The following is a 13260-nucleotide window of genomic DNA, read 5'->3' as shown; positions in this document are numbered from 1 at the left end:
TCATGCCTTCCGCTCGGTTGAGGTCGCTACGGCTGCGGCCGGCGTAATTCCAGCCGCGCGTTGCGGAATTTTGGGCGGCTCCGGCTCGCCTGCCTGCGGAGGCTTTGCCATCATTCGGAGCATGTAATAGGTTCCGGCACCAAATGCGCTGAAGTACACGACGATGAACGCGATTAGCGAGGTTGCAACGGCCGCGGCGTCCAAGGGTGAATGAGATTCCGAGGTTCGCAACAGGCCATAGACGGTGAAGGGTTGCCGCCCGACCTCGGTCGTTACCCAGCCGGCGAGCACTGCGACAAAGCCCGATGGCCCGAGGGCGATCGAAGCGCGATGCAGCCAGCTCCAGTCATAGAGCGCGCCACGCCAACGTGCGAGAAGGCTCCATAAGCCCAGCCCAAGCATCGCAAAGCCGAGGCCGACCATGATCCGGAACGACCAGAAGACAATCGGGACCGGTGGCCATTGATCGCGAGGGAAGTCGGAAAGTCCGGGCAGTGGTGCGTTCGGGTCATGCTTCAAAATCAACGATCCGAGGTGAGGCACCTCGATCTTGTAGTGGACCTCCGCCGTCTCATTGCTCGGCAATCCGAACAGGATCAGTGATGCGCCATTGGGACTGGGCTCGTAATGCCCTTCCATTGCAAGCACCTTGGCAGGCTGATGTTCGAGAGTATTGAGGCCATGGGCGTCGCCGACAAAAATCTGGATCGGCGTCAGAAGCGCGGCCATCCACATCGCCATCGAGAACATCTTGCGCGCGCCAGGGTTGGCACGGTCCCGCAAGAGGTGCCATGCCCCGACAGCTCCCACGACCATCGCCGTTGTCAGATAGGCGCCAATTACAGTGTGGACGAGGCGGTAGGGAAAGCTTGGATTGAAGATGATCGGAAGCCACGAACCAGCCGGGACGAACTGCCCCTTTTCATTGATCGCATAGCCGGCTGGTGTCTGCATCCAGCTGTTGACCGAAATAATCCATGTCGCCGAGATCAGCGTTCCGAGAGCGACCATACAGGTGGCGAAGAAATGCAGCCTTTTGCCGACCTTGTTCATCCCGAACAGCATGACGCCGAGGAAGCCTGCTTCCAGGAAGAACGCGGTGAGAACCTCATACGCCATCAACGGGCCGATGACGGGACCGGCCTTGGTCGAGAAAACCGACCAGTTCGTTCCAAACTGATAGGACATGACCACACCGGAGACCACGCCCATACCGAAAGCGATGGCGAAGATCTTTAGCCAATAGCGGTAGAGATTGGCGTAGACGCCGTTTCCCGTTTTCAGCCATAATCCCTCAAGCACCATAAGGTAGCTTGCCGTGCCTATGGAGAAGGCCGGGAAAATAAAATGAAAAGAAACCGTGAACGCGAATTGCGCGCGGGCTAGGATCACTGCATCGAGATTCTCAAACACGATTTTTCCTTCCTACTTGTTCCCGACCAGATCATCAGGCACCATCGTCTCCTCGGTCGCGGCATAGACGCGACCGATCCCGTGGCATGTCGGGCAGGCCCGGCCACGATGTTGGGTGAGAGATCCTATCGGCTGATGGCGCGGATATCCGCGCCATCCATGACTACGCTCAGAGGTAGATGAACTGGCGATATAGCCTGTCCAGCCGCTGGCGAATGTCTTCTACTTGGCTTTCGTCACCGCTATCGGCTGCTGCCAGCAGACCGTGCTCGGCGGTGGTGATACGATCACAAAGATCGGACAGGTTTTCGCAAAACTCCTCCGTGTGAATCGAAGGTTCAACAGCGGGCGATTGCTCGGATGCGAGCTTTCGCATGGATGAGGAAGGCGTAACACCGTTCTCTTCGTTGAAGGCAATCTGACGCTCCCTGCGGTTGCTGGTCTCGTCCATCGCCCGCCTCATCGCCGGCGTCACGATATCAGCATAGAGGACCGCTTTGCCGTTCACGTTGCGGGCGACGCGTCCGATCATCTGGATGAGAGCTTGTGCCGAGCGCAGGAATCCGGCGCGGTCCGCGTCGAGAATGGCGATCAGGGAAGCCTCTGGAATATCCAGCCCCTCGCGTAGAAGGCTGATGCCGATCAGGACGTCGAATTCTCCGGCACGCAGACCGTTGATGATCTCGATCCGGCTTTCGACCTTGATATCCGAATGCATGTACCGCACCCGGATACCCTTGCTCTCAAGGAAGGCATTCAGCTCTTCTGTCGCAACTTTCGTGAGCGTCGTCACGAGCACCCGCTCGTTTCTTTTCGCGCGCTCCGTTATCTCATTGAGCAGATCGTCTATTGCCCCTTCGGATGGTCTGACTTCGACTTCCGGATCGAGCAGCCCCGTCGGCCGCGCAATCTGCTCGACGACGTGATCTTTCGACACGTTCAGCTCGTATGTCCCAGGGGTCGCGGAAACAAAGATCGTCTGAGGCTTGATGGCCTCGAATTGCTTGAAGCTCAGCGGATGGCTGTTCTTCGAGGACGGCAGACGGAATCCAAAGTCGATCAACGTGTCCTTGCGGCTCTGATCGCCGCTGTACATGGCCGAGATTTGCGGAATCATCACATGCGACTCATCGACAAACAGCAGGCCGTCCTTCGGGAGGTAGTCGAGCAAGGTGATCGGAGGAAGGGAAGGATCGCGGCCGTTCAGGTAGCAGGCGTAGTTTTCCATCCCGGAGCAATAGCCGACCTGTCGCAACATTTCGGCGTCATTTGTAATGCGCTCGTACAGGCGCTCCGCTTCCACGAGACGGTTCTCGCTGGTCAATTCGGCGACCCGCTTTTCCATTTCCTCGAGGATTGCCGTGGCGGCCGTCTCCACCTGGCTTGCTGACGCCGCCAGAACCGTCTTCGGGGAGACCAGATAATGATCGATGCTCTCAAGCTGTCGTCCGGTGGCGGCATCGATCCAGTCGAGCGTGTCGATCACGCCATTCGACAGCTTGATGCGGATGGCCTTGTATTCCGAGTCCGCCGGAAAAACTTCGATCACATCGCCAGTGATGCGATAGGTCCCACGTTTGAGCTTGTGCTCGGTCCGATCGTATTGAAGTCTGGCAAAGCCAGAAAGAAGCTGGTTCAGGCTCAACCTCGCGCCCGGCGAGAGCGGAACTTGCAGCGCCCGATAGTCATCGGGATCGCCCATTCCATAGATGGACGATACCGAGGCGACGACGATCGTATCGCGGCGCTCGATGAGCGATTTGGTCGTGGACAGCCGCAGGCGCTCAAGGTGTTCGTTGATAGCGGAGTCTTTCGGTATGAACCGATCATTGCCGGGGATGTACACTTCCGGTTGGAAATAGTCGTAATACGAAACGAAATACTCCACCGCGTTCTCGGGGAAGAATTGCTTCATCTCGTCATAAAGCTGGGCGGTCAGCGTCTTGTTCGGCGCCAGGATCAACGTGGGGCGATTCTGGCGATGAATCACATTCGCCATCGTGAAGGTTTTGCCCGAACCCGTGATACCTTTCAGGGTCTGATGGTGTGCTCCATCCTCTATACCGGAGATCAGCCGAGCGATGGCTTCGGGCTGATCACCCGCAGGAGTATATTGGGAATGCATTATGAATACGCCGGTCGACATTAGAACTCCTCCTGCCTGAGCCAAGCTATCGTTGATATGCGCCAGCTATCGCCGGCAGATCGCCGGATCATATTCGATCCTTCGGGGTTGGCAGTCCATGGTCGTTATGAGAATGCCTGATCCGCCGAACGGTCCACCAGATCGCAACCAGTACGACGGGAACGAACCCCGAAATCACCAGTTCGGGCGCCACAACATCGTGAAGGCCCGGAAGACCTTTGATGAGATAGGCCAAGAGCCCGATCACATAATAGGAGATCGCGGCGACAGACAGACCTTCCACTGTCTGTTGAAGTCGCAATTGCAGCTTCGCCCGATTGTTCATCGAGGCCAGCAAATCGCTGTTCTGCCGTTCGAGCTGCACATCGATCCAGGATCGCAAGAGCGAGGTGGCGCGCGCCAGCTTGTCGGACAGGTTGGCTTGGCGCTCCTCGATGGTCCGACAGGTCCGCATCGCCGGCGCAATCCGGCGATGAAGGAAGCTGCGCCAGCGGTAGCAGCCGGGAACGAAGGTTTCGCCGAGCGCGGCGAGCCGCTCCTCGACGATTTCATAATAGGCGCGGCTGGCACCAAAGCGATAGAGGCTCGACGCCGTTTCGGCCTCCAGTTCGGCCGACAGGTCCGTCAATCTGGAAAGCAGTTCCTCGCTGTTACGGCGCGCGGACTGACGCATTTCGTCCGTGATGGCGGCAAGGCGCTTCTCGATGTCGCGCAGATGCGGTCCAAGCTTTTGGGTCAGCGGAATGCTGAGAAGGGCAAGCGTCCGGTAGGTTTCGATTTCGAGAAGCCTCTGAGCCAGCGCACCAAGCCGTATCGGCGTCAGTCCGCGATCGAGGATGAGAATGCGGGTCAGCCCATCGGCATCCTGTCGAAAGTCGGTGACGATATCGGCCATTCCGTCCTCGACAAGCGAGTGACACCGGCTGATCGGATCGAAACGGTCAATGTACTTCGCAGTTTCCTCCGTCCACGCCACCACGTCCAGCCGAATGCCGCAAACGACTTGTCCTGGGGGTGTAAACCCATGCCTGAACGGATCTTCACCGGCGAGCTTGCTCGTGTCGGGATCGAGGGGCGCGCTCCACAGATAGGTCGAAAATTCCGTGTGCTTTTCGCAGTGCAGGTCGCCCTGATCCCACGTCAGACCGTGATGGGGCGTGTTCTGATCCGGCAACGACACGCCCATTCGGCTCGATATTTCCGCGAGCGTCACCTTATCCTTCGCCGGATTGCCTTCGTTCATGAAGGCGAGCTGCACGAGGGCACGCGGATGTTCGATCAGGAGATATGGACGGGCATGAACTTCGTCGATGGCGACCTGCCTGTTTCCGAAGGCGGGGATACCATAGACATTCGAACCACCCTGCGAAGCGCTGCCCTCTTCACTCAATCGACGTTCCTTCCGTAGGTTTCCTTGTTGACGCATCGCGATGATCGAGATCGCCATTCGTAATGAGACGTGAACCACGATATCCGATACTGTGCGTCCACATCCAGCTCAGGGCAACGCTAAGCCGGTTTTGCGCGCCGATCAGGAAGTAGATGTGGATGAGCTTCCACATCCACCACGCCGGAGCACCGCGCAATTTGAAGCGCCCCATGTCGACGACGGCAAGCCTGCTGCCGATCGTCGCCAGATTTCCTTGATGCCGATAGTGAAAGGGCTTTTCGTCATTCAGCCCCTTCATCCTCTGGCCGATGAGACGCGCTACATACTGCCCCTGCTGCTTGGCAGCGGGCGCAAGGCCAGGAACGGGTTTTCCATCACCTCCGGTCGAAGCTGCCGTGTCACCGATTACGAAGATGTCGGAGTGACCGGGAACCGTCATGTCCGGTCCTACAATCACGCGTCCAGCGCGGTCGGCTTCGGCATTCAACCAGCGCGCCGCCGGCGATGCTTGGACGCCCGCAGCCCACAGGATCGTTGTTGCTGCGATGTCCTCGCCGTTGACGATCACGCCGTCGGCGCTACAGGCGGTGACCGGCTTGCCGAGCTTCACCTCCACACCCAGCTTTTCGAGGGACTTCCGCGTGTATTCGGAAAGTTTCTCGGGAAAAACCGGAAGCAGGCGCTGTCCGGCCTCCATCAAAACAACGCGGGTCGCGCTCGGATCGATGGACCGGAAATCACGTTTCAGTGTCAAGTGGGCGAGTTCGGCGATCGTGCCAGCCAATTCGACGCCAGTCGGGCCACCACCGATGATCACGAAGGTCTGCAGGGCGGCCCGCCGTGCCGGATCCGGTTCACGCTCGGCTCGCTCGAATGCAGCCAGAACACGGCGGCGAATGGTCGTCGCATCCTCGAGCGATTTGAGACCCGGCGCAAAAGGTTCCCACTCGTCATGTCCGAAATAGGAATGCCGCGCCCCAGTCGCTAAGATGAGGATGTCGTAAGCGAGCCTCGAACCATCATCCAATATCACCTGACGCGTTTGCGTGTCGACATCCTCGACCTCAGCGAGAAGCGTGCGTACATCCGGTCGCTTACGGAAAAGCGATCGGATCGGCCAGGCGATTTCGGATGTCGAAAGCGAAGCTCCGGCGACCTGATAGAGCAAAGGCTGGAACAGGTGATGATTGCGGCGATCGACGAGCGTGATCTCAGCCCCTTTTCCGGCGAGGCGGTGGACAACTTCCAGCCCGCCAAATCCGGCTCCGACCACAACGACGCGAGGGCGCGAAGCAGCAGCGCTTTGAGTGGCGCCGGTTTCGCGATCAACCGTTGAGTATCCGTGCCCGTCCCTCGTTGCTGCCTGTCGCATGGTCTTTTCTCCGATTGTTAATCAGGACAACGCCGCAGCATGATGCGCGAAGTGGTAGCTGATAAGACTGTCTATGAAGTAATAGCTATGGTCGTAGCCGGGCCACTGGTTCAGAACGAGTTTGTGTCCCGCCGCATCGCACGCAGCCTGCAGCAGGTTTGGGCGAAGCTGTTCCTGAAGAAACTCGTCATCTAACCCCTGGTCTACGAGCAAGGGCAAACGCTCCCTGGCGTTTTTGATCAGTTCGACCGTATCGTATTGCTTCCAGGTTTCGCGATCATCGCCCAGGTAGGACGTGAAAGCTTTTTGTCCCCATGGCACCTGCGATGGCGCCACGATGGGGGAAAATGCGGATGTGCTCCTGTAGCGTCCGGGATTTCTCAAGGCGATCATCAGAGCGCCATGCCCTCCCATGGAGTGACCTGAGATCGCCCGACGGTCATTTGCGGGGAACGTAGCCTCCACCAACGCAGGCAGTTCATCAACCACATAGTCATACATGCGGTAGTGATCGGCCCACGGTTGCTGGGTCGCATTCACATAAAATCCGGCTCCTTGGCCAAGATCGTATGCGGTATCGTCCGCAACGCCCTCGCCACGCGGACTGGTGTCGGGCGCGACGACGATGATACCATGCTCGGCAGCGAAACGTTGCGCGCCGGCCTTGGTTATGAAGTTCTGCTCTGTGCAGGTAAGGCCGGAGAGCCAGTAAAGCACCGGCACCTTACCGCGCTTCGCCTGGGGCGGCAGATATACGCCAAACTTCATCGCGCAGCCCAGGGTAGAAGACTGGTGTAGATAGACCTCTTGCGAACCGCCGAAACTGGCGTGATGTTCGACACGTTCCATATTTTTTCCTCACTTCGGCGGTGGACTTGAGATCCAAACTGGTGCGAAGCATGGCCGCAGACTTCGTCCACGGCCATGCTCCAATCTGTATGATCAGGCACGCCATAACGTTCGAGACAAAATGATCACCGGTATGGGTCGTGCCGCTTACCCTCAGACGAAGCTGTAGGCGCAGACCTTGTTGCCGGCCGGATCACGCAGATAGGCGGCATAGGCACCCGGCAGGTGGCCGCGCGGACCGGGCTGACCCTCATCGGTGCCGCCAGCGGCAAGGCCGGCTGCATGGAATGCATCCACTTCAGCAGTCGTGGCGGCAGCAAAGCCGACCGTCGCGCCATTGCTGGAGGGTGCTTCACCATTGCCGGGTCGGGCGATGATGAAAGCCGGCTTGTCGCGGCCGTAAAGCACCCAGCCGTTGCCAAAAGGACCGAGGTTCTTGACGCCTAGCGCGCCCAGGGTGGCGTCATAAAACGCAACCGACTTCTGCATGTCGGCGGCGCCGAGAAAGACGTGCGAAAAGACGCCGTTGCCGGAGATAACTGGATCAGCCATTGTAAGTTTCCTTGATACTTGCTGTTGAACTGCTTTGGGTGGTTGATGAATCAGTAGTGAATGACGGTGCGGATCGACTTGCCTTCGTGCATCAGTTCGAACGCCTCGTTGATCTCGTCGAGACCCATCGTGTGAGTGACGAAAGGCGCAAGGTCGATGTCACCCCGCATTGCGTCTTCGACCATGCCGGGGAGCTGCGTCCGTCCCTTGACACCGCCAAAGGCCGATCCCTTCCAGACGCGGCCCGTGACGAGCTGGAACGGCCGGGTCGAGATCTCCTGTCCGGCGCCAGCAACGCCGATGACGATCGACTGGCCCCAGCCGCGATGTGCTGCTTCGAGCGCGGCGCGCATGACATGGACGTTGCCGATGCATTCGAAGGTGTGGTCGATGCCCCAGCCCGTCATCTCGATTAGAACCTCTTGGATAGGCTTGTCGTAGTCCTTCGGGTTGATGCATTCGGTTGCACCGAACTGACGCGCCAGGTCGAACTTGGTCGGGTTGGTGTCGATCGCGATGATCCGCCCGGCCTTGGCCTGACGCGCACCCTGGATCGCAGCCAAACCGATACCACCGAGGCCGAATACCGCGACGGAATCTCCCGGCTGGACCTTGGCCGTGTTGTGGACTGCACCGATGCCGGTGGTAACGCCACAGCCAAGCAGGCACACGTGCTCGTGATTGGCATGGGGGTTGATCTTGGCGAGAGAAACTTCCGCCACGACCGTATATTCGGAGAAGGTCGAGCAGCCCATGTAGTGATAGATGGGCTGGCCTTTGTAGGAAAAGCGGGTGGTGCCGTCCGGCATCAGACCCTTGCCCTGCGTGGCGCGAACGGCGACACAAAGATTGGTCTTGCCCGAGCGGCAGAATTCGCATTCGCCGCATTCAGCCGTGTAGAGCGGGATAACGTGGTCGCCCGGCTTGACGCTCGTGACGCCCTCACCGATCTCCACGACGACACCAGCGCCCTCATGACCGAGAACCACCGGGAAGATGCCTTCAGGATCGTTGCCCGACAGGGTGAAGGCATCCGTATGGCAAACGCCGGTGTGGGTAACTTTGATCAGAACTTCGCCCTTCTGGGGCGGGGCGACGTCGAGCTCGACGATTTCGAGTGGCTTTCCTGCCTCGAAGGCGACTGCGGCGCGTGATTTCATTTGCGTGTTCCTGCCTGGTTGAATGGACACATTGAGAACTTGCTGGAATGCGGATTGATCGCCGCTGACGGCGACGCCTTCATACTCCATGGGAGTATCAATTACTATACTCCCATGGAGTATGCAAGATAAAATTCTATGTCATGGTTTGAAAATGAAGGGAGGTCGTAAGGGCGACCATTTTTTTGGGTTTGGGGCTCGGGAAGCCTCTTCGGAGATCGCGGTGATTCATTCAAACCAGCGAACTCACTTCCAGAGCGGTAATCGTACAAACGGGCCGTCTCCCACCAAAAACAGTGAGAGACGACCTCATGAACGCGCCATTCAAGCAATTCAGTGTTTTACCGAGCCATGCGGGTCGATCACATACTTGAATGCAGAGCCGGCATCGAACTCCTTGTATGCCTGCGGAGCATCTTCCAGCTTGATGAACTTGATATTCATCATCGGCGAGAGATAGGGCATGCGATCGTTCAGGATCGCTCGCATGAGAGCATGATTGTAATTCGCTGTCGGCGACTGACCTGCAGACATACGCGGCGACTTGATCCAGGACGTCGACCACTCCAGATCCATGATGCCCTTCTTGCCTTTTGGATCTTTCGAAATCGGATTGGCGCAGTAGACGCCGACCGTGCTGGTCATTCCGCCGAAGCGAACATATTTGAGCAAGGCATTCGTGACGGCGCTTTCGACGATCTTGTCGGATTCTGCACCAAATCCCCGGCAATCCACGCCCACATAGTCGATAACGCGGTCGACTTGTCTGTTCCCGGTGATACGCTCAAGATGGTCCTCGATCGGAACACCATCGGAAAGATTGATTGTTTCAATCCCATGAGGTTTGAGGAGGTCGAGGCGTTCCTGGATGTAGTCGGCGACGATGATGGCGCCGGCACCCAAAAGCCTTGCGCAGGCAGCGCCGGCTCGACCGACCGGGCCGGCACCGAAGATCAGCACGTTTTCCCCGACGACATAGGCTGGCGCCGCAGGCCAGTCAGGGCCGGCAAAGCCATGGAAGGCGGTTGGCAATACGTCGGACAGAAGCGTGAGATCACGGATCTTGTCGAGAGCAGCATCCTTGTCGGGGAATACCAGCAGGTTGAAGTCGGCGTAGGGCACAAACAGGTAATCGCCCTGTCCGCCAGCCCAACCGCCGAGATTGAAGCCGTATGCGCCGCAATCCATTTCCGGATTGGTGTTCTCGCAGACATCCGAGCGCATGTGCTTGCAGTTATAGCAGCGTCCGCAGCCCACATTGAAAGGAACGGAAACAATGTCGCCTTTCTTGATGTACTCGACGTCGGAACCGACTTCGATGACTTCGCCGGTCATTTCATGACCCATCGTCATCCCCTTGGGAACTTCGAACGAGCCGCGATATATATGGAGGTCGCTCCCACAAATGTTTGTGGTGACAATTTTCAGTATCACGCCATGGGGCGCGCTTTTTCCCTGAGGGGTGACGAGTTCCGGAAATTTGAAGGTATTGACCTTCATTTCCATGGGCTTTTCGAAAGTGACAATCCTATTTCCCGTTGGGGCCATCGTTTTATCTCCTTGGGTCTCTAAGCCTTCCTTCAGTAATGATTAAGTGTATGACTGGCGCGCTCAGGCGCACACGACGAATAGAATCGCCGCGTGCAAGTCTAACGATACCAACCTCCCATTACTGTTTGCGGAGCATGGCGGTTTCGACTTGCGACGGCAAACTCGAAGTTTCTATCTGGAGATAGGAAATGTCTATGAGCGTTCTACGAGGCGCTCTCTGGCTCAGTTTCAGCCCTCTTCGGGCTGGAACTGACGATGCAGCGCTAGGGCTTCCTGTATCGAAGCGGCAAGCTCGGGAGTGTGGACCATTTCGAGGAGCGCGGCCGAAGCGGTCGACTTCAGTCCGCCCTTCGGGGCAACGAAGCCCACGTTGGCATGTGACCCTTCACCCGAGACCGCAACTGCCCGAACGTCAGGAATGTGAGCCAGAAACGTAACAAGCGATTGTGGAAGAACGGTCGCGTAACGCCCTGTCGCCACATGCGCGGCCAGAACCTCCACGGCGTTGGTTCGGATCGTTTTGGCTGCGCACCGCGAAAGCTGAGATTGCGCGGCGTTAGGTAGTGCAGAATTCAGGATGCACAGCGGCATGCTTACGACATGATCCCATGGGACCCTTCTTGGCTGCCGTTCTTTGGTTACCTGAAACAGGAAGACGCCTTCGCGATAGAGAAGATGGGTGTCGAAGTCGTCCTCAGACACGTCTTCGAGATATGTCAGCGCCATATCCATTTCGTGAGCCAGAAGGGCGTTCGACAGTGACTCGGTTTGAGACGCCGAGATGGATTGTTCGAGAAGGGGTATTCTCTCTGCAAGCGCCACGCTCAGAATCGGAGCAACGACCGACGTGCCAGCAACGACACCGAGACGAAACAGGCCCTCCAGGCCCTTCTTGAGCGCCGAAAGCTCTCGCTCGAGCCCATCGCAATCATTGTACATCTTCCTCGCCCAGGCGAGCACGGATTCGCCTTCCTGCGTCAGGCCATCATAGCGACGGCCATGCCGTACAATTTGGACGTCCAAATCCTCTTCCAATTGCTTGATTCCTGCGGAGAGTGTGGGTTGCGACACGTTGCAGCTTTTGGCGGCTCGGCCGAAATGTCCTTCGTGAGCAAGCGCGAGGAGATACTCGAAGTTTTTGACGATCATAAATTCCTCCCGAGTCGGCAAGATGCCAGGTTGTATAAACCTGTCCCCTGGTTGCATAGGCCAAGTGTTTGTGGACAAAAAACAAACGCATCCGCAAAAAGTGCCTGCGCCTCGTTGAGTAAACTAAACAGCGCCGGAAAACCGACCCGCGCTACTAAATATCTGCGCGCAATTTTCATCACACCTTCCACGTTTTCATCATAGACGCCGAGGTTATCCTTGTCAGCCGAGTCGACATCCGGACTGAAAGTCTCTCGGAGATGACTCTCCATTACTTCAGCAATCAGTCCGTTGGCGGCGCCGCGCATGGCTACAATCTGCTGAAGGAGAGCGGCGCAATCGGTGCCAGCCTCAATCGCACGTTCTTGGACTCTGCCTGCCCCTTGATGCGGTGCAGACGAGTTATCGCTCGCTTCTTTTCTTCCGGTGAATTTTATTGCTCACTCCTGGTAGGGTTGCGACCAAGGCATCGAGCTCGTCGTCATATTCATCAGTAGATTTGCTAACATATTGTCGCAACGGATCAATTGGTCTGCGCTGACGAATTCATCCGGCTTATGACCTTGCTCCATGAATCCTGGCCCGCAGATGACAGTGGGTATGCCGGCAACGCTGTCGAAAAGGCCGCCTTCCGTGCCGAATGCAACCTTGATGGTGGATTGGGTGCCGATGAGCGATCGAACGAAATCCACTGCCGGCGACGTGGCCAGTGTATCCAGGCCCGGATATGCGTTGACAACCGTGATATCGATGGCGGCTTCGGAAGCGACGCACGTGGCCTTCTCCGCGATACGCCCGGCTTCGGATGTAAGCCGGTCGAGAATCATTCCGGGATCGTCGCCGGCGATATTGCGGATCTCGAAGTCGATTTGGCACAAATTGGGGACGATGTTCAGCGCGACGCCGCCATTCATCCTGCCAACATGGACGGTCGTGTATGGGACATCGTAATCATCGTCGCGCGCGCCTCCAGCAGAAAGACGTTCCTGTTCCTGGCGCAATGCCGTGACGAAGTCACAGCCGAGATGGATCGCGTTGAGGGCGAGAGGCGCCAGAGCAGAGTGGCCCTCCCGCCCCTTGCAGGTGGCGCGGGCCGCGACCTTGCCCTTGTGGCCGGTCGCCACCTTCATGCCGGTAGGTTCACCGACAAGGCACAGCAGAGGCTTATGAGGCACGCTTTCCAGGAATTCGATCAGGCTGCGGACTCCAAGGCAACCCAGTTCCTCATCGTAGGACAAAGCCAGATGCAGAGGCGTTTGCAAATCCATGGAGGATGCTTTTATACAGGCGGCCAGCGCGCTGGCGACGAAGCCTTTCATATCCGCAGTTCCACGCCCGTAAAGCCGTCCGTCTCGCTCCGTCATACTGAATGGCGGGGATGACCATTCCTGCCCGTCCACGGGCACCACGTCGGTATGGCCGGACAGCACGATCCCCGGACGGTCATTTGGGCCTATGGTCGCGAAAAGATTTGCCTTGCGGCCATCTTCGCTGCGGATGAGGTGCGAAGCTATCCCGTGCCGGCGAAGAACCTCCACGACGAATTCGATGAGATCGAGATTCGAATCGCGACTGACGGTTGGAAAACCGATCAGCCGCTCGAGGATATCGCGGGTGCTCATGCCATCCATGCCGCCGACTGCAGTCTTCGCCTGGCCCCTTTCCTGGGCGACAGACG

At 57.8% G+C, this 13260-nt stretch carries 10 protein-coding genes and 1 pseudogene; all 11 read right to left on the bottom strand.

All coding sequences use genetic code 11. The features are described from left to right. Complete coding sequence (locus ACIQJ2_RS30390) at positions 1 to 1413, bottom strand: cytochrome ubiquinol oxidase subunit I (protein ID WP_062654192.1); 1413 nt, start codon at positions 1411 to 1413, stop codon at positions 1 to 3. A gap of 169 nt (positions 1414 to 1582) precedes the next feature. Next, a complete protein-coding gene (gene uvrB / locus ACIQJ2_RS30385; RefSeq protein WP_151577106.1) occupies positions 1583 to 3559 on the bottom strand; it encodes an excinuclease ABC subunit UvrB in 1977 nt (658 codons plus the stop codon). A gap of 67 nt (positions 3560 to 3626) precedes the next feature. Further along, positions 3627 to 4949: a DUF3422 family protein gene (locus tag ACIQJ2_RS30380; RefSeq protein WP_006470592.1), complete on the bottom strand. Its 1323-nt coding sequence runs from the start codon at positions 4947 to 4949 to the stop codon at positions 3627 to 3629. After that, entirely contained in the window at positions 4942 to 6321 is a 1380-nt protein-coding gene (locus ACIQJ2_RS30375; protein WP_006470591.1) for an NAD(P)/FAD-dependent oxidoreductase, read from the bottom strand. Before ACIQJ2_RS30375 ends, ACIQJ2_RS30380 begins: the two co-directional genes overlap by 8 nt. Positions 6322 to 6342: 21 nt before the next feature. Next, on the bottom strand, positions 6343 to 7170 hold the full coding sequence (gene fghA, locus ACIQJ2_RS30370) for an S-formylglutathione hydrolase (protein ID WP_006470590.1): 828 nt from the start codon (positions 7168 to 7170) through the stop codon (positions 6343 to 6345). Between the two features lie 153 nt (positions 7171 to 7323). Next, positions 7324 to 7722, bottom strand: coding sequence for a VOC family protein (locus tag ACIQJ2_RS30365; RefSeq protein WP_006470589.1), 399 nt, complete (start codon positions 7720 to 7722; stop codon positions 7324 to 7326). Between the two features lie 50 nt (positions 7723 to 7772). Further along, the gene (locus ACIQJ2_RS30360) at positions 7773 to 8882 is read right to left on the bottom strand and encodes an S-(hydroxymethyl)glutathione dehydrogenase/class III alcohol dehydrogenase (RefSeq protein ID WP_006470588.1); all 1110 of its coding nucleotides are present in this window, start codon (positions 8880 to 8882) and stop codon (positions 7773 to 7775) included. A 333-nt stretch (positions 8883 to 9215) separates the two neighbouring features. Then, entirely contained in the window at positions 9216 to 10430 is a 1215-nt protein-coding gene (locus ACIQJ2_RS30355) for a glutathione-independent formaldehyde dehydrogenase (protein ID WP_006470587.1), read from the bottom strand. A 231-nt stretch (positions 10431 to 10661) separates the two neighbouring features. Beyond that, positions 10662 to 11582: a LysR family transcriptional regulator gene (locus ACIQJ2_RS30350; protein WP_151577105.1), complete on the bottom strand. Its 921-nt coding sequence runs from the start codon at positions 11580 to 11582 to the stop codon at positions 10662 to 10664. Positions 11583 to 11737: 155 nt separating this feature from the next. Further along, positions 11738 to 11988 (bottom strand): annotated as a pseudogene (locus ACIQJ2_RS30345) (metal/formaldehyde-sensitive transcriptional repressor); the annotation flags it as partial. Positions 11989 to 12022: 34 nt separating this feature from the next. Beyond that, a partial coding sequence (argE, locus tag ACIQJ2_RS30340; RefSeq protein ID WP_400674206.1) for an acetylornithine deacetylase occupies positions 12023 to 13260 on the bottom strand: 1238 nt, incomplete at its 5' end.

This window comes from Rhizobium sp. NPDC092011 (assembly GCF_044756305.1).
Lineage (GTDB): Bacteria > Pseudomonadota > Alphaproteobacteria > Rhizobiales > Rhizobiaceae > Rhizobium.
This window is presented reverse-complemented; position numbering and strand designations above follow the sequence as displayed.